Source organism: Flavobacterium sp. HJSW_4, assembly GCF_042436695.1.
Lineage (GTDB): Bacteria > Bacteroidota > Bacteroidia > Flavobacteriales > Flavobacteriaceae > Flavobacterium.
The window spans coordinates 181,792-199,626 of sequence record NZ_JBHNPP010000004.1 but is presented as its reverse complement, the minus strand read 5'-3'; the positions used below and the strand labels follow the sequence as shown (position 1 = coordinate 199,626).

Annotated in this window: 13 protein-coding genes; 11 read left to right on the top strand and 2 right to left on the bottom strand. The window is 33.5% G+C overall.

Annotated elements, in window-relative coordinates; all coding sequences use genetic code 11:
- Nucleotides 1-34: 34 nt before the first annotated feature.
- The 4 genes from ACE01P_RS05525 to argH all read left to right on the top strand — a co-directional run bounded on the left by ACE01P_RS05525 (nt 35) and on the right by argH (nt 4,547).
- A complete protein-coding gene (locus tag ACE01P_RS05525; protein ID WP_379695124.1) occupies nt 35-988 on the top strand; it encodes an N-acetylornithine carbamoyltransferase in 954 nt (317 codons plus the stop codon).
- 88 nt (nt 989-1,076) lie between these two features.
- Nucleotides 1,077-1,850: an acetylglutamate kinase gene (gene argB, locus ACE01P_RS05520; protein WP_379695122.1), complete on the top strand. Its 774-nt coding sequence runs from the start codon at nt 1,077-1,079 to the stop codon at nt 1,848-1,850.
- Nucleotides 1,851-2,107: 257 nt separating this feature from the next.
- Entirely contained in the window at nt 2,108-3,178 is a 1,071-nt protein-coding gene (locus ACE01P_RS05515) for a M20 family metallo-hydrolase (protein ID WP_379695120.1), read from the top strand.
- Nucleotides 3,179-3,266: 88 nt separating this feature from the next.
- Nucleotides 3,267-4,547 carry an argininosuccinate lyase gene (gene argH / locus ACE01P_RS05510; RefSeq protein ID WP_379695118.1) on the top strand — a complete coding sequence of 427 codons (1,281 nt, stop codon included), beginning with the start codon at nt 3,267-3,269 and terminating at the stop codon, nt 4,545-4,547.
- A 64-nt stretch (nt 4,548-4,611) separates the two neighbouring features.
- On the opposite strand, the gene ACE01P_RS05505 is transcribed toward argH, so the two are convergent.
- Nucleotides 4,612-5,931, bottom strand: a complete 1,320-nt coding sequence (locus ACE01P_RS05505; protein WP_379695116.1) for a T9SS type A sorting domain-containing protein — start codon at nt 5,929-5,931, stop codon at nt 4,612-4,614.
- Between the two features lie 257 nt (nt 5,932-6,188).
- Here ACE01P_RS05505 and ACE01P_RS05500 point away from each other — a divergent pair, with 257 nt between their 5' ends.
- The gene (locus ACE01P_RS05500; protein WP_379695114.1) at nt 6,189-7,187 is read left to right on the top strand and encodes a DUF2157 domain-containing protein; all 999 of its coding nucleotides are present in this window, start codon (nt 6,189-6,191) and stop codon (nt 7,185-7,187) included.
- Nucleotides 7,184-8,350, top strand: a complete 1,167-nt coding sequence (locus ACE01P_RS05495) for a hypothetical protein (RefSeq protein ID WP_379695112.1) — start codon at nt 7,184-7,186, stop codon at nt 8,348-8,350. Before ACE01P_RS05500 ends, ACE01P_RS05495 begins: the two co-directional genes overlap by 4 nt.
- 167 nt (nt 8,351-8,517) lie before the next feature.
- On the opposite strand, the gene ytxJ is transcribed toward ACE01P_RS05495, so the two are convergent.
- Nucleotides 8,518-8,907, bottom strand: coding sequence for a bacillithiol system redox-active protein YtxJ (ytxJ, locus tag ACE01P_RS05490; protein WP_379695110.1), 390 nt, complete (start codon nt 8,905-8,907; stop codon nt 8,518-8,520).
- Nucleotides 8,908-9,112: 205 nt separating this feature from the next.
- On the opposite strand from ytxJ, the gene clpB reads away from it, so the two are divergent.
- From clpB to ACE01P_RS05465, 5 genes are all read left to right on the top strand, one after another.
- Nucleotides 9,113-11,710 (top strand): ATP-dependent chaperone ClpB, encoded by a 2,598-nt coding sequence (clpB, locus tag ACE01P_RS05485; protein ID WP_379695108.1) that lies wholly within the window; start codon nt 9,113-9,115, stop codon nt 11,708-11,710.
- Between the two features lie 393 nt (nt 11,711-12,103).
- The gene (locus tag ACE01P_RS05480; protein WP_379695106.1) at nt 12,104-12,988 is read left to right on the top strand and encodes a DUF808 domain-containing protein; all 885 of its coding nucleotides are present in this window, start codon (nt 12,104-12,106) and stop codon (nt 12,986-12,988) included.
- Nucleotides 12,989-13,333: 345 nt separating this feature from the next.
- Entirely contained in the window at nt 13,334-13,744 is a 411-nt protein-coding gene (locus tag ACE01P_RS05475; protein WP_379695105.1) for a hypothetical protein, read from the top strand.
- 171 nt (nt 13,745-13,915) lie between these two features.
- Nucleotides 13,916-14,329 carry a hypothetical protein gene (locus ACE01P_RS05470; protein ID WP_379695103.1) on the top strand — a complete coding sequence of 138 codons (414 nt, stop codon included), beginning with the start codon at nt 13,916-13,918 and terminating at the stop codon, nt 14,327-14,329.
- A gap of 216 nt (nt 14,330-14,545) precedes the next feature.
- A complete protein-coding gene (locus ACE01P_RS05465) occupies nt 14,546-17,818 on the top strand; it encodes a YCF48-related protein (RefSeq protein WP_379695101.1) in 3,273 nt (1,090 codons plus the stop codon).
- The last annotated feature ends 17 nt before the right edge of the window (nt 17,819-17,835 follow it).

Below are 17,835 nucleotides of genomic sequence, written 5' to 3'. Positions count from 1 at the left end.
CAAATCATCAAATTTTCTAATTAATAAAAAAAACATGAACTATATCTCAATAAAAGAAATCAACTCATTATCAAAATGGGTAAATCAAGCGATCAAAATCAAAAAGAATCCGCTTAAAAATCAAAGTTTAGGAAAAAACAAAACTTTAGGAATGTTATTCTTCAATCCTAGTTTAAGAACGCGTTTGAGTACTCAGAAAGCGGCTATGAACTTAGGAATGAACGTTATGGTAATGAATTTTACCAACGAAGGATGGACTTTGGAATTCGAAGACGGAGCAGTAATGAATTCTGGTGCATCAGAACATATTAAAGAAGCGGCAGAAGTAGTTTCTCAATATTGTGACATCATTGCAATCCGTGCTTTTGCAGGTTTAGTTGATAAAGAAAAAGATTATGCGGAAACTGTAATTTCTGGATTCCAAAGATATGCTACAGTGCCAATCGTAAACATGGAAAGTGCTGTACGTCACCCATTGCAGTCATTAGCAGATGCGATTACAATGGAAGAATTCAAACCTAGACATAAAAACAAACAAAAAGTAGTGCTTTCTTGGGCGCCGCATCCAAAAGCTTTACCGCAGGCAGTTGCCAATTCATTCGTAGAAATGATGCAAATGCAAAAAGATATGGATTTTGTAATCACACACCCAGAAGGTTATGAACTTAGCCCAGAAATTACAAAAGACTGTGTAATTGAATACGATCAAGATAAAGCTTTCGAAAATGCTGATTTCGTTTATGTTAAAAACTGGAGTAATTTTAACGATTACGGAAAAGTAACCAACAGTGATCCAAATTGGACAGTTACAGCTGAAAAAATGGCTTTAACCAACAACGGAAAATTCATGCACTGTCTGCCAGTTCGTCGTAATGTAATTGTAACTGACGAAGTTTTGGATGGTGAAAATTCAATTGTAATCGAGCAAGCAAATAATAGAACATATTCTGCACAATTAGTGTTGCAGAAGATTTTGAAAAAATTGTAAATTTTAGGTACAAAGCTACAAAGCTGCAGAGGTGCAAAGGAAAAGCCTCTGAGCCTTTGTTCCTTTGTTCCTTTGAACCTTAAAAGAAATGAACGTCTCAGTAATCAAAATTGGTGGAAACATCATTGACAATCCAGCAGAATTAGAACAATTTTTAACTGATTTTTCTAAAATTGAAGGACATAAAGTTTTAGTTCACGGTGGTGGAAAATCGGCTACGAAAATGGCTCAGAGTATTGGTTTAGTTCCACAAATGATTGACGGACGCCGAATTACAGACGCTCCAATGCTTGATGTTGTGGTAATGATTTATGCTGGTCAGATCAACAAACATATTGTAGCGCAATTGCAGGCAAAAGACAATAATGCAGTTGGTTTTTCTGGAGCTGACGGAAATTTAATTCAGTCCACAAAAAGAAATCACCCGACTATTGATTACGGATTTGTAGGCGATGTAAAGCAAGTCAATACAAAATTATTGGCAACTTTATTAGAAGCTGGGATTGTTCCTGTTTTCTGTGCGATTACACACGATAAAAACGGACAATTATTAAACACAAATGCCGATACAATTGCAAGTGAATTGTCAATTGCATTGTCTGAAGTTTTTGATGTTACGCTGACTTACTGTTTTGAAAAACAAGGCGTTTTGATGGATTCAGAAGATGATTCATCTGTAATTACAGAAATCAACGAAGTTTTGTACAATAAACTAAAAGAAGAAAAAGTAATCCATTCCGGAATGATTCCGAAATTGGATAACTGTTTCAATAGTTTATCAAGAGGTGTGCAGAAAATCAAAATTGGGCATCACAAAATGCTTCAAAATGCAGATGTTCCGCATACAACGATTACATTATAAAAGTTGCTGTCACGAATTTAAAAAAATTGACACTAATTTTTTCTGTTAAAGGAGAAAATAATTTTCAGTTGTGCATTAAAAAGTTATTTTGATTTTAAATCTGAGACAAAAAAATAATTTGCGAAAATGCGTGTAATTCGTGGCAAAAAAATAGAGCGCACAAGGTATTTTAAATAAATTTGCGCAAGTAAAAATGGTCATAGGAAAGCTCAAAAACTTTGTTGCTTTGTCCCTTTGAGCCTTTGAACCTTATTAAAATGAAAAATATAGATACGCTTACCCAAGAAGCAATTAGTTTATTAAAAAGCTTAATCGAAACGCCTTCATTTTCAAGCGAAGAAGATCAAACAGCTCTTTTAATAGAAAATTGGTTCAATCAGAATGAAATTCCATTCAAGAGAGAAAACAACAATGTGTGGGCTTTCAATAAATATTTCGACGAAAAGAAACCAACACTTTTATTAAACTCACATCACGATACAGTAAGACCGAATCAGGCTTACACCAACGATCCGTTTAAAGCGATTGAAAAAGACGGCAAATTATTCGGTTTAGGAAGTAATGATGCAGGAGGATGTTTAGTTTCGTTATTAGCGACTTTTGTTCACTTTTACGAAAATCAAAATTTATCACATAATATTGTTGTCGTTGCTTCGGCAGAAGAAGAAAGCAGCGGAAAAAATGGTTTAAACAGTGTTTTAAAACATTTGCCAGAATTAGATTGTGCGATTGTGGGCGAACCAACTTTAATGCAATTAGCTGTTGCAGAAAAAGGTCTTTTAGTTTTAGATGTAAAAGTAAAAGGAACTGCAAGCCACGCAGCGCATCAAAATGATGATAACGCTTTGTACAAATCAATTCCAGTAATGGAATGGTTTAAAAACTATAAATTCGACAAAATTTCAGATGTTTTAGGTCCTGTAAAAATGACTGTAACGCAGATTAATGCTGGAAAACAACACAATGTAGTTCCGTCAGAATGTGATTTGGTTGTTGATATTCGTGTAACTGATTGCTATTCAAATGCTGAAATTCTTGAAGTAGTAAAAGCAAATGTAAACGCCGAAGTTACGCCAAGATCAATGCACTTAAATGCTTCTTCTATTCCAGTTGAACATGGTTTAGTTCAGGCAGGAATTGCTTTAGGGCGAACAACTTATGGATCTCCAACACTTTCAGATCAATCGGTTTTAAGCTGTCAATCGTTAAAACTTGGGCCTGGAGAAACATTGCGTTCACATTCAGCAGACGAATTTATTTTTGTAAACGAAATTGTAGAAGGAGTCGATTTGTATATTAAAATACTAACTGATTTCTTTAAATTATAAGAAAAGAAAAACCGCCACGAATTCACGAATTTTTTTTTAATCTTAAACATAAAAATTCGTGAATTCGTGGCGAAAAAAAACACAACCTATGAAACTTTGGGAAAAAGGAATACCAACAGATAAACAAATCGAGCAATTCACAGTAGGAAACGACCGTGAACTAGATTTGGTTTTAGCAAAATACGATGCTTTAGGTTCAATTGCACACGCCAAAATGTTAGGACAAATTGGTTTATTGACTTCAGAAGAAACGACTTCTTTGGTTGATGCTTTAAATGAAATCATTGCGGATATCGTAGTTGGAAATTTCGAAATCGAAGACAGTTTTGAAGATGTTCACTCTAAAATTGAATATTTACTGACTGTAAAATTGGGCGATGCAGGGAAAAAAATCCACACGGCGCGTTCTCGTAACGATCAAGTTTTAGTAGACGTTCATTTATATTTAAAAGACGAATTAAAAGCAATAAAAGAACAGGTAAAAACACTTTTTGATTTGTTGATGGAATCAGCAGAGAAACATCAAAATGTATTATTGCCAGGATATACACATTTGCAAATCGCTATGCCATCTTCTTTCGGAATGTGGTTTTCGGCTTACGCAGAAAGCTTTATTGACGATATTACAATGTTGAATGCAGCGTCGAAAATTGTAGATCAGAATCCTTTAGGATCTGCGGCAGGTTACGGAAGTTCATTCCCAATCAACAGAACTTTTACCACTCAAGAATTAGGTTTCGAAACTTTAAAATACAACGCAGTTGCGGCACAAATGAGCCGCGGAAAAGCAGAAAAAACAGTTGCTTTTGCGATGACAAGCGTTGCAGGAACATTATCAAAATTTGCAATGGACGTTTGTTTGTATATGAGTCAGAACTTCGATTTTATTGGTTTGCCGGCACATCTTACAACAGGTTCAAGCATTATGCCTCATAAGAAGAATCCAGATGTTTTCGAATTAATTAGAGGAAAATGCAATAAGATTCAGGCACTTCCTTACGAAATCACTTTAATTACAAATAATCTTCCGAGCGGTTATCATAGAGATTTGCAACTTTTAAAAGAAGGTTTGTTTCCAGCGATTCAAAACTTAAAAGCTTGTTTAGATATCGCTATATTTTCAATAAAAGACATCACAGTAAAAGATCATATTTTAGAAGACAAAAAATACGATTACTTATTTACAGTTGATACTTTAAACGAAATGGTGGTTGCAGGAATGCCATTTAGAGATGCTTACAAAGCTGTTGCCGAACAATTAGAAGCAGGAACGTATAAATCTCCAAAAGAAACAAAACACACGCACGAAGGAAGTATCAATAATTTATGCCTTGATGCAATTAAAGATAAAATGAAAGCTGCTTTTTAATAATAAGCTTAAAAATAAAAAAGGTCATTGATTTGTTTCAATGACCTTTTTTTATGGAGTAAATTTAGTTTTTTACGAGTTTAAAAGTTTTGCTTCGGTTTTCGATTTGAACTTTACAGATGTAAATGCCTTTCGCAAGATTTCCAACATTCAATTCTAATTTTTCATCTGGAGTAATATTTTTGGAATTCGAATATACTTTAGATCCATTTGAAGAAAATAAATCTACTTCAGCTAAACCATTATCCGAACTTGAAAAATCAATATTCAAAAGGCGATTGATAACTGACGGATAGTATTTTAATTCTAGATTATTTTTGACATTGTCGTTTAATCCTAAATTAGTACAACTTGTCGAAATAGTGCCTTGAGCTGTAACCTGTAGCGTTGCTCCAGCACCGCAAGTTGAGTTTGAAACAAATCCCGCAACATTTGCAATTGGAAGAGTGCTGTAAGTATAAGAAGGTTTTGTTACAGTAGTTCCTGAACTTGCAGGCGCATTTAAACAATCTGTAAAAGCAATTCCGATTGTTCCGCCATCTGTGCTTACGTAGCTTTTAAAAGCAGTTCCAATGTTAGCAAAATTAGTTCCTTCAACATAACAAGTTGTATTGTTGCTTCCTCCGCCTAAACCAATCGCTAATGAACCCGAAACAGAAGTGTTGTAATAGCAGTTTAAAATGTGAAGTTCTGCATTTCTAGCTCTTGGCATTCTTTCTTTGCAGCCTTCAGCCCAATAGCAATTTTTAAAAGTGATACTGTAATGACCATCAGAAGGAGCATCAGTTTTAGAAGAACCAACCAAATCAGAAAAACGATGATCGTCAGCTCCGCCAGAACCTCCAGCTTTTGGAGCTTTTAGATAAATAAATTTACACCAAGAAACAGTTACGTTGTCAGCTGCGCCTTTATTATCAAAATTGCCATCCATTCCGTCTTGAAATTCACAATGGTCAACCCAAAGATTAGTTGCTTCAGAAGTTAGATTGTCGCGTCCGTCAACATCATACGCGCCAGGTCCTTCAAAAATCAAGTTTCTTATAATAATGTTGTTAGATGCTGGTTTTAAACTTAAAATACCCGATCCTGCTGCTGTTTGATCTAAATTTACCAATCGCGCTCCAGGGAGACCAATTATGGTTTTATCGTTTACCAGCAAACTAGTGTAAGTACAGTTTATGGTTCCTGAAACTAAGATAACTTGCGGAGTAGTTAATTTTAATTTAGCGGTTAAATCTGTTAAAGTAGAGACTGTTACAGGAGTCGCAGTCCCGCCTCCAGTGGCTGAAGCTCCAAATCCTTCTGGTGCACTCATATAATAATTTTGTGCAAACAAGAAGGAGCAAGGCAAAAGCAATGCTAATAAGATAAGTTTTGTTTTCATTTAAGTGTGGTTTTTTGTGGTTTCAATAGTTAATGTAATCGATTGCACAAATGTAAAAGAATAAAAATAATTACAAATTAATTTAGCAAATTTTTATTTATAAAGTTTTGGTTTAAGGAACTTTAAGTGTTGTTTTTACACTAATTTTTACAAGGGTTAATTGAGATGTTTTTTATGAACTTTAAAAGGTTTTAATTGTGAAAAGGAGAAAATTCATGCTAAATACATATATTTGATTTACCAGTTTATAAAATAAAATGAAAAAATTTAACGAACAATCTAGTCTCAATCTATTTGAGAAAGGGCTAATTACTGAAAATCAGTTTGATGAAGTTAAAACGTATCGAAGCTTAAATATTTTTTCGCTAAATGCGGAATTAAAGCTTTTTCTTTATCTCTCAGTGCTATTATTTACATCTGGAATCGGGATTTTGATTTACGAAAATATCGATTCAATAGGGCATATTGCGATATTATCATTGCTTTTGATTGTGATTGCAGTTTGCTTTTTTTATTGTTTTAAACACTCTAAAGGTTTTCAGAAAGAAGAAACCACTTTTGAGCATCCTGTTTTGGAATATCTTGTTTTAGCAGGAAATATTCTGACTTGTATTTTTATTGGATATCTTCAGTTTCAGTACAAGCCTTTTGGAGAACATTACGGATTGGCAACTTTAGTTCCGACAATTGTGAGTTTCTTTTGTGCGTATTATTTTGATAACAGAAGTGTTTTGACAATCGCTATTACGGGTTTGGCAGCATACATCGGACTTTCGGTAACGCCACAAGATTTATTAAGAAATAATGATTTTTATGCTAGCCAAAATCTGAGTTATTCGGCTGTTGCTCTTGGTGCATTGTTGGTTTTATGGGTAATCTATAGCCGTAAAATTGCTCTAAAAACACATTTCGGGTTGATTTTTTTAACTTTTGCATTGCACATTACCAGTATTGCTTCTATAGCAAACATGACTAGCAATGATATAATTACTTGGATACCATTTACTTTTATTCTAGCGGGTTCAACCTACTATTTTTATAAAGCAAGTTACGATTACGAAGCAATGTCGCTTTATGTCTTTATGATTATTTATGGTTATATCGGAGCCAATATATTTTTGTTTAGAATTTTTGAAAACGTTGATTTCTCAGATATTTGGGAAATATTTGTTTTCTTATTGCCAGCATATTTTGTTGGCTCAATTGTAATCTTTATTAGATTAATTAAAAACTTCCATAAAGTAATTTCAGAATGATAGCGTACGATAAAAAAATGTTAGACAATGAAGCTCTAATTGATGAAGCAGGCACATTGTACAAAGGAGGTTTTATTAGTAAAGATCAAAAAAAGTTTATTGAGAAAGAATTGCCAGATTTAAAAAGCCAAAGCAATATTTTGGTTAGAATTGGATTCTTTTTGCTGGGTTCTTTTTTGTTCGGTTCCATTTGCGGGGCAATTTCCTTGTTTGGAGTAAGTAGTGAACACATATTTTTTCAGATCTGTTGTTATATTTTTGCAGTAGTCGGATTTGCTGGGGTAGAATTATTAGCAACACAAAATTTTCGCAATCACGGACTCGATGACGCTTTCATTTTGGGAACTCTTTTAAATGTCGGATTTGCGATCGCAATTACAACAGAAGGTTACGAAATGGTCATTGCTACATTTGTTTCAATTGCCTCATTATTCATGTTTTTAAGGTATTTGCATGTTTTGTCAATGCTGGTATTTTGTTTGTCAACAACTGCTTTTTTGTTTTATGGAATGTTTGAATTCGGAGATATTGGAAAAGCGATTCTGCCATTTACGGCGATGATTTTTGCTGGAGCCTTTTACTTTTTTACAAAAAAGCTAATCAATAATTTAAAGGAAAGATACTATTACAACGGATTGCTATTAGCGAATAGTTTTTGTTTGATTCTATTTTATCTTTCTTGTAATTATTTGGTTGTAAGAGAGCTTTCTGCAGAACTTTTAGGAGTAGAAGTAAAACCGGGAACAGATATTCCGTTTGCTTTTTTCTTTTATGCATTTACTTTTATAGTTCCAGTAGTTTATCTCGTTCAGGCTTTAAGAACAAAAGACCGTTTAATGCTCTGGATTAGTTTTTTAGCTATCGGATTTTCAATTTATACGATTCGATTTTATCATTCAATTTTGCCTATAGAAGTCGCGCTAACACTTGGCGGAGTGGTTTTATTTGCAATTGCTTTTTTTTCAATTAAAAAATTAAAAGAAAAAGAAAGTGGTTTAACGTTCAAACCAGATAGAATCAATCATTCAGATACACTTTTAAATGCAGAAGCTTTGGTCGTAGCTTCAACTTTCGGAATGAAGCCAGAAGTAAAACCGCAAGCATCTCCAATGGATTTTGGAGGTGGAGGTTTCAGCGGAGGAGGTTCTGAAGGAAGCTTTTAAGTTTAATTATGAGTTATGAATTATGAGTTATGAATTATGAGTTGATTTGAATTCAAATAAATAAAAAGAAAAAGAAAAAGCCTGAAATTATATGCGTATAATTTCAGGCTTTCTAGGTTTTAAATTTCGTTGTAATTTAAATTGAGTAATTAACTCATAATTCACAATTAGATTTTGTTTTTCAACGCTTCAGCATCAATATCGCTGTGTGAAACATCGTAAACTGCTTTTCCGTTTTTGATTAAAATCAATTGAGGAGATTCGTGGTAAACTCCGAATCTGCTTGCAATTTCGTTTGAAATATCTCTGTGTGCTATTAAATCTAAAAAGTACGCATCAACAACATTTTCAAGATCATAATCTCTTTCAAATTGTTTTAAAGCCATACGGCTAATGCTGCATCTTGTGCTGTGTTTAAAAATAACAACTGGCTTTTCATTAGAAATAGCTTCGATTTCTATTAATTGAAGGATATCTGTTAATTCTGTCCAGTTTACTTTACTTTTTGGAGCTTCTGAGTTCTCTGAACTTCCGAAGATTGAATTAAAAAAACTCATATTTGGCTTGTTTTATGACTTTTTGACGTGCTAAAATTAAAAAAACCTGATTTTAAGCGTCATTTTGTCTGTTTTTTTACTATGGAATATAATTTGTCTATTTCAATGCAAAGTTAAATTATTTGGGTCAAAAAATTGCCTCAATAAACCGTAACTTTAATCTTATAAAATTCAAACAGTTAAATCAATCAAATCACATAAAAATATGAATATAAATAAGTTTACTATTAAATCGCAAGAAGCCATTCAGTTGTCGCAACAATTAGCACAGCGCAATGGCCAGCAGCAAATTGAAAATGAACACATTTTCAAAGCTATTTTTGAAGTTGATGAAAACGTAGCGCCGTTTATTTTGAAAAAACTAAATGTAAACGTGCCATTGTTTTTACAAATTTTAGACAGTACAATTCAGAGTTTTCCAAAAGTTTCTGGAGGCGAAATCATGCTTTCAAGAGACGCAAATAAAGCTTTGAACGAAGCTGAAATTATTGCACAAAAAATGAACGACGAATACGTTTCGATCGAACATTTAATCTTAGCTATTTTTGATTCTAAAAGCCGAGTTTCTCAGATTTTAAAAGATCAAGGAGTTACTGGTAAAGGTCTTAAAGCAGCAATTGAAGAATTAAGAAAAGGCGAAAGAGTAACTTCGGCTTCAGCTGAAGAAACGTATAATTCGTTGAATAAATACGCTAAAAACCTAAACGAATTAGCACGTACAGGAAAATTAGATCCAGTTATTGGTCGTGATGAAGAAATTCGTCGTGTATTGCAGATTTTGACTCGTAGAACCAAAAACAACCCAATGCTTATTGGTGAGCCTGGGGTTGGTAAAACGGCTATTGCAGAAGGTTTAGCGCATAGAATTGTGGACGGAGACGTTCCAGAAAACTTAAAAGAAAAAATCGTTTTCTCATTAGATATGGGAGCTCTTATTGCGGGAGCGAAATACAAAGGAGAATTTGAAGAACGCTTAAAATCGGTTGTAAAAGAAGTTACAGCTGCAGAGGGTGACATCGTTTTGTTTATTGATGAGATTCATACGCTTGTAGGAGCGGGTGGAGGTGAAGGCGCGATGGATGCGGCAAATATCTTGAAACCAGCTTTGGCTCGTGGTGAATTGAGAGCAATTGGAGCTACAACTTTAGATGAATATCAAAAATATTTTGAAAAAGATAAAGCGCTTGAAAGACGTTTCCAAAAGGTTTTAATCGACGAGCCAGATACAGAAAGTGCAATTTCGATTCTTCGTGGAATCAAAGAAAAATATGAAACACACCATAAAGTTCAAATTAAAGACGAGGCAATTATTGCGGCAGTTGAACTTTCACAAAGATACATTACGAATCGTTTCTTGCCAGATAAAGCGATCGACTTAATGGATGAAGCGGCTTCTAAATTGCGTATGGAAATCAATTCAAAACCAGAAGAATTAGATGTTTTGGATCGTAAAATCATGCAATTGGAAATTGAGATTGAAGCCATCAAACGTGAGAAAGAAGAAAGCAAGCTGAAAATTTTAGGTATGGAATTGGCCAACCTGAAAGAAGAACGCAACGAAATCTACGCAAAATGGAAACAAGAAAAAGATATCGTTGACGGAATTCAAGCTGTAAAACATGAAATTGAAGACTTTAAGTATGAAGCAGAACGTGCAGAACGTGAAGGCGATTACGGAAAAGTAGCGGAGATTCGTTACGGAAAAATAAAAGAAGCGCAAGAACGTCAGGAATCTTTGCAAAAACAATTGCAGGAATTCCAATCTGGAAATTCTTTGATTAAAGAAGAAGTTACGAGAGAAGACATTGCAGAAGTTGTAGCAAAATGGACTGGAATTCCGGTTACTAAAATGCTTCAGACAGAAAGAGAAAAACTATTGCATTTAGAAGACGAATTGCACAAACGTGTAGTTGGTCAGGAAGAAGCGATAGAAGCGGTGAGTGATGCCGTTCGTAGAAGCCGCGCCGGTTTACAGGACATGAAAAAACCTGTTGGAACATTCTTATTCTTAGGAACAACCGGAGTTGGTAAAACCGAGCTTGCAAAAGCTTTGGCCGAATATCTTTTTGATGATGAAAATGCAATGACTCGTATCGATATGAGTGAGTACCAAGAACGCCACAGTGTGAGCCGTTTGGTTGGTGCGCCTCCAGGATACGTAGGTTATGATGAAGGTGGACAATTGACAGAAGCAGTTCGTAGAAAACCTTATTCTGTGATTCTGTTAGATGAGATCGAAAAAGCGCATCCAGATACATTCAATATTTTATTGCAAGTTTTGGATGAAGGTCGTTTAACAGACAACAAAGGACGTTTGGCTGATTTCAAAAACACGATTATTATCATGACTTCTAATATGGGAAGCCAGATTATTCAAGAGAAATTTGAAAACTTGAAAGGCGGAGTTGAAGCGGCTACAGAAGCAGCTAAAAATGAAGTTTTAGGATTATTGAAACAAACTGTTCGTCCAGAATTTATCAACCGTATTGATGAGATTGTAATGTTTACACCGCTTACAGTAGATAATATTTCAAGAATTGTAGGCTTACAGTTAAAAGGCGTTACCAAAATGCTGGGACAACAAGGCATTACAATGGATGCAACTCCAGAAGCGATTGCTTATTTGTCAGACAAAGGATATGATCCGCAATTTGGAGCGAGACCAGTAAAACGTGTCGTGCAGAGAGAAGTTTTAAATCAGCTGTCGAAAGAAATTTTGGCAGGAAATATAACGACAGACAGCATCATTTTATTAGATGCTTTCGATGGCAAGTTGGTTTTTAGAAACCAGACAGCTAATTAATTTTTTTTTCATTTTGTTAATCTTAAAAAGCATCAGTTTTACTGGTGCTTTTTTTGTTTAAAATTCTGAAACTTTTTAAGCAATTCATATAACATATTATTCCCAAAAAAGAATCAATTTTAAATTTATAAAAATCAGCAAATTATTAATTAAAATTAGAAATCATGAACAATATATTTAGAGGATTATTGGCAGGATACGGTGCTAAAAAACTTGGCGGAGGTTGCTTCGGAACTATTATCGTTTTCATTATTCTTTGGGTTCTTTTAGGTCAATGTAGTTAAGAACCACATTACAGAAAATTAGGAATAAAAAATGCAAATTTTGATACAATATTATTGGGCAGATTAAGTCAAAATGTCTAGATTCGCACCACTAAAAATAAATTAAAAAATGGGATCAGGTTTTTTCGCTCTATTAGACGATATCGCAGCAATTATGGATGATGTTGCAGTAATGAGTAAAGTTGCTGCAAAAAAAACAGCCGGAATCTTGGGTGACGATTTAGCGGTAAATGCCGAAAAAGCTTCAGGATTTGCTTCATCAAGAGAGTTGCCAGTTTTATGGGCAATCAGTAAAGGTTCGTTATTAAACAAAATCATTATTCTTCCAATCGCATTTTTACTAAGTGCGTTTTTTCCAATTGCCATTATGGTAATTTTGGTATTGGGAGGATTGTTTTTAGCTTACGAAGGAGCTGAAAAAATCTACGAATTCATTGTTCCTCACGCACACGAAGAATCTGAAGGAATAACAGACGAAGTGCTTACTGAAGAAGAAATTTTAGTAATCGAAAAAGACAAAGTTAAATCGGCAATCGTAACCGATTTTATTCTTTCTGTTGAAATCGTAATTATCGCTTTAGGAACTGTAATCGGGAAACCACTAGTATCACAGATCATTACAGTTTCTATCATTGCATTAATAGCAACTATAGGGGTTTACGGAATCGTAGCGCTTATTGTTCGTATGGATGAGGTAGGTTTTAAAATGATTCAGCGTAGCAAAAATGAAAAAAGTCTTTTAAAAAGTATTGGAAATATATTGGTTCAGGCACTTCCAAAGGTAATTAAAGCCTTAACTGTTATTGGAACTATTGCTTTAATCTTGGTTGCTGGCGGATTATTCGTTCATAACATCGAATTTTTTCACCACCTTTTGCCAAACTTTCCTTCAATTATAAAAGAATTTGCAATCGGACTTATCATCGGTTTTATTGTATTGGCAATAGTAAATCTTTTCAAGAAAATATTCAAAAAGAAAGAAACGGCAGCTTAATTTCTGCTTTTAAATATAAAGGAACACCAGTCGAAAGGCTGGTGTTTTTTTTGCAGCAGAAATAATGTTTTCAGTTCAAGTCCAGTCCCGCTATCCACTTTATCTTTTGGGGCGGTCCCGATAGCCATCGGGACCGCCCCAAAAGGATGTCGTTTCTATCGGGGCTAAGACAAAAAGGTTTATTTTTTATTAGAAATATTGGTTGGTGCGAGTTTTTTTTTTAATGAATAAAATGTTGATTTATAGTTGCTTAATTTTTTAGTAAAATTTTTAACATTTTGTTTAAAGCAACCATTGCAACCTCACAGCATCTTCATAGTAATTAACAATTAATTATTATTTTATATGAAAAGTTTTAGATTTAAATTAGTTTTAGTAGTATTATTTTTATCAATTGGATTTGTATCATGCAGTAACGATGATGATAATAAAACACCAGCTCCAACAGAAAAAGCTGCTTTAGCAACAGAAATTAAAGGGCCAGCAACAGGAAAAGTAAATGACGAATTAAGCTATGATGTGACATATGTTGTGGATAATGCTTGCGCCGAATTTGATAAAATCTCAGAAGTAACTATTGGATCGGTAAAAGGGCTTCAAGTAATTGCAAAATATCCATCAGAAGTTTGTACGCAACAAGTGCCTGAACCAAAAAAGACAGTTTATAAATTTAAGTCAGCTACAAAAGGAACTTTCGAAATTAAGTTCAAAAAATCAGAAACAGAATTCCTTACTCAAAAAGTAGTGATTGAATAATAAAAAGCTTAGTTGATTTTTTTTAGGTTGAGAAGCCATTTTGCAAAGATTTACTTTTTTAAATTGATGTAAAATGGCTTTATTTTTAGCTAGATTTAAAATATTTTGCATTATTTCAAGCAACCTTTGTACTTTAGCGCCATCTACATAATAGAACTTAATTAAATTTATATGAGAATTTTTAGAATACAATCGGTTTTGGCGGTGCTTTTTTTAGCTGTTTCTTTAGTTGCGTGTAGCAGTGATGATAACAATAAAGAGACACCTCAAACTGTTTCAAAAGCTGCAGATGTTTCTGGTATTAGCGGACCAGCTACAGGAAAAGTAGGTGTCGATGTTAATTTTGATGTATCTTTTATAGTTGATAATGCTTGCGGTGAGTTTGATAGAATTAGCGACATCTCAATTGGTAAAGAAAGCGGATTTCAGGTAGAAGCTAAATATCCTACGGGAACCTGCGCTAATCAAACGCCAACTGCATTGCATACGGTTTATACATTTTCACCACAGTCAAAAGGAACTTTCGAGATTAAATTCAAAAAATCAGAAACTGAATTCTTGGTTAAAAAAATAGTTATCGAATAACTATTTTAAACAGATAATTTCAATTTAAGCCATTTTACAGAGATTTTAAAATCAATGTAAAATGGTTTTTTTATGCTTTTTAAAATAACAAAGTATTAATATATGTTTTAAATGTTTTTTTGGGTTATTAAAAATTCATAAAATTATTCTTAATTATTTTTAGGAATTATTATTTTTGAAGCTCTATATTTTTTTTTTGGAATTAAATTAATGCTTATGATTAGAACTTTACATTCTTGGGTTATCATTTTGTTTTTCAGTTTAGGATTTTGTCTTAATGGGTTTGCTCAGCAAGGTTGGGAATTGTTAAATCCAACTCCAACAAACAGAACAGGGCTAAATATTCAATTTGTATCAAATAGTAGAGGATATATTATTACCGAAAACGAAATTTTGGAAACTTTAGATTCTGGTGGTACTTGGGTGAAAAAACAAAATATTAATAGTGGTAAAGATCTAAAATTTAATGGCACAACTGGATTTATTGTTGGAAATGGTGGTTCGGTCTTAAAATCTACAGATTCTGGAAACACATGGAATGCAGTAAATACAGGATATTTCGAAAATTTTAATTCTGTGACCATTATTGATGCAAATACAATAATAATTTCAAGTTTATATGGGTTGGTAAAAACGCAAGACGGAGGAATCACTTGGAATCGTTTAGAAATTACAAAAGGGACAGTCATTAAAACATTTTTTACTAGTAGTTTAGTTGGTCATGCTGCTTGTATGGATGGCATAATGTTAAAAACAATTGACGGTGGTGTTACTTGGTACACTACGATGACTTCAAATACTATTCCATCTGACTTTTTTACAGTTTTCTTTGTTAACGATAAAATTGGTTTTGCAACAAGAGAGCATAATAATAAATATAAAACAGTTGACGGGGGGGAAACATGGACATTGCTAACAGAATGGACAGATGCTTTTTATACAGTATATTTTGTAAATGAAAATGTTGGATATGGAGCAGGTGATAATGGTGCGATTTTTAAAACAACAGATGGAGGACTAACTTGGAAATGGGTAAGTTTTCAAAATGGGAGATATTATGCAACTGATCTTTTCGGCATATTTTTTACAGATGAAAATACAGGATATGTAACAGGTATGAAGGGAATGATTTATAAGACTACAGATGGCGGAATGACATGGACTCCAAATTCACCAACTTACAATGATATACGACAACTTGACTTTTTAACAAAAGATGTTGGTTTTGCGTTGGTTGGAAATACATTTTATAAAACTATCGACGCGGGGAAAAAATGGAATCTAGTTGGAACAGTTAACAGCGGGAATAATGGTGTAAGTTCTTTTGATTTTATCGATGAAAATATCGGATATGCAGCAACTGGTGGAACTTATGGAGGCCAGTTTTTTAAAACAACAGATGGGGGAGTTTCTTGGGCGATGGTTCTTAATTATGATATTGTTGATGCAGGAATAAATACTATGACAGTTATTAATGAGCAAACGATTTATATCAGTGGAGGATTTAATAGCCCAAGGATGATGAAGAGTGTTGATGGTGGAAAAACTTGGGAAGAGCGCTCGAAGCATAGCTTTATAGATATGAAGTTTTTAAATGAAAATGTTGCCTATGCTCATAATACTTATGATAAAAAAGTGTACAAAACAACTGACGGAGGATACAACTGGTCTGTTGTTTTTACAGGTGAAGAATATGTGCAATCTATTGATTTTGTTGATGATAATAATGGATACATTGTTGGATCTAATGCCTTGATTTATAAAACAGAAAACGGAGGTTTGAACTGGCAAAAACTAACACTTCCATATGAATATTATGAAAAGGTGAAGTTTTTTAATAAGAACATAGGTTATGTTTTTGATGAAGAAGGGCAGCTGTTTAAAACTGAGAATGGAGGAAAGACTTGGGAGAGAGATATCTATTTTTGGGGAGGATCTTCAAATCCAAAAAATATCTATTTTGTAGATAAAAATGTTTATATAGCAGGGGGGAATGGAACAATAATGAAAAATAAAGTTGAAGCTCGACCTTACTATCTTGAGTTGTATCCAGCAAAAGATGTGCATAATAGATTCGCGAACTTGCCAGGAAGTATTATTTCAAATGATGGCGAGATTACTAATATGTGGATAGAGGTTTTTAAAGATTATTCTTTTGTAAAAGCAGTTGAGATAGAGCCCAAAAAGGTTAGTTCGGGATCGTCATTAGATTTTATGATTCCTGTATGGGATTTAGATCCAGATACAGTTTATCAATATAGACTTGTAGCTGTTCAGAATGGTAGTGGAATTTTTAGCGATATTTTGAATTTTAAAACGGAAAAAAACTACGTTATGTCAATAAATCCTATTTCAAGTGTTTATCCAACTAAGGTCTTGGTTTCAGGAAGTGTGCAATCTTTCGAAGAAGATATTTCGGATATCGAATTTGAATATAGCGTTAAAGGAGATTTTTCGGATTCTAAGAACTTGAAAATTGATGCACTAGTTAAAGGAGGTGCAACAGAGAATATTTCAGGGACGTTGCCAGATTTAAAGATTAAAACTCAGTATTATGTTAGGATGAAGGCGGTTCAAAATGGAATCAAAATTTATAGTGAGGCTCTTGTTTTTACAACTCCATCGGAATATGAAATATTGATCTATAATCCCACTTCAAATGATGGTAACATAATAGTAAACGCCTACATAATTGCCAATAATAAAGATATAACCAACATAGCTTTTGAATATGGGGAAATGAATTTGAATAAAAGCGTTTCGGCACTTTCTGAAGTGGTTTTATCGGGAACAACAGGTTTTGTAAATGGTAATTTAGGATTACTAGACAGGACTAAAGTGTATTTTTATAGGCTTAAGGCACTTCACGATGGAAAAACAATCTATAGTGAAATGCAAATTATAAATTTTACGAATTCGGTTGTATTACAGCCTCAAACCATTTCAAAAGATGATAACAACATTTTTGAATTTAAAGGTATTGTAAATTCTGGCGGAAGGTATTTGGTCAATGTGGAGTTAGAATATGGTACCACAGAAAGTTTCGGGATTTCTATATTGGCTAATCCTAATTATCTTAGTAGTTTTTCTACCGTGCCAGTGAGTGCTGTTTTAGGAAATCTCCCTGCTAATCAGACCTATTATTATAGATTGAAAGCAAAGTTAAATGGTACTACAACGGTGTTTTATTCAGATACCTATTCGTTTAACACTAGTAACTTAGGAGTTAATGATTTTAATTACGAAAACAATATTGTTTTATATCCTAATCCTACGAAGGGGATTGTGAAAATTGAAGCGATTGAAAATAAAAGAGTTACTGCAGTGAATGTTATAGATCAGACAGGAAATGTAATATTTCGCAGATATGATGGCAATTCAGAAAATTTAAAAGAAGTTGATCTTTCAGGTAAGCCGACAGGGGTTTATTTTATTCAGCTTATTTTGGATGATCATTTAGAGGTAAATAAAAAAGTTATTCTGAAATAAATATTAGAGAGTCTTAT

Coding starts and splice junctions, on each gene's coding strand:
- argH (WP_379695118.1), top strand. CDS start 3,267: ATGAAACTTTGGGAAAAAGGAATACCAACAGATAAACAAATCGAGCAA.
- ytxJ (WP_379695110.1), bottom strand. CDS start 8,907: ATGAGTTTTTTTAATTCAATCTTCGGAAGTTCAGAGAACTCAGAAGCT.
- ACE01P_RS05500 (WP_379695114.1), top strand. CDS start 6,189: ATGAAAAAATTTAACGAACAATCTAGTCTCAATCTATTTGAGAAAGGG.
- ACE01P_RS05470 (WP_379695103.1), top strand. CDS start 13,916: ATGAGAATTTTTAGAATACAATCGGTTTTGGCGGTGCTTTTTTTAGCT.
- ACE01P_RS05515 (WP_379695120.1), top strand. CDS start 2,108: ATGAAAAATATAGATACGCTTACCCAAGAAGCAATTAGTTTATTAAAA.
- ACE01P_RS05480 (WP_379695106.1), top strand. CDS start 12,104: ATGGGATCAGGTTTTTTCGCTCTATTAGACGATATCGCAGCAATTATG.
- clpB (WP_379695108.1), top strand. CDS start 9,113: ATGAATATAAATAAGTTTACTATTAAATCGCAAGAAGCCATTCAGTTG.
- ACE01P_RS05495 (WP_379695112.1), top strand. CDS start 7,184: ATGATAGCGTACGATAAAAAAATGTTAGACAATGAAGCTCTAATTGAT.
- ACE01P_RS05465 (WP_379695101.1), top strand. CDS start 14,546: ATGATTAGAACTTTACATTCTTGGGTTATCATTTTGTTTTTCAGTTTA.
- ACE01P_RS05505 (WP_379695116.1), bottom strand. CDS start 5,931: ATGAAAACAAAACTTATCTTATTAGCATTGCTTTTGCCTTGCTCCTTC.
- ACE01P_RS05475 (WP_379695105.1), top strand. CDS start 13,334: ATGAAAAGTTTTAGATTTAAATTAGTTTTAGTAGTATTATTTTTATCA.
- ACE01P_RS05525 (WP_379695124.1), top strand. CDS start 35: ATGAACTATATCTCAATAAAAGAAATCAACTCATTATCAAAATGGGTA.
- argB (WP_379695122.1), top strand. CDS start 1,077: ATGAACGTCTCAGTAATCAAAATTGGTGGAAACATCATTGACAATCCA.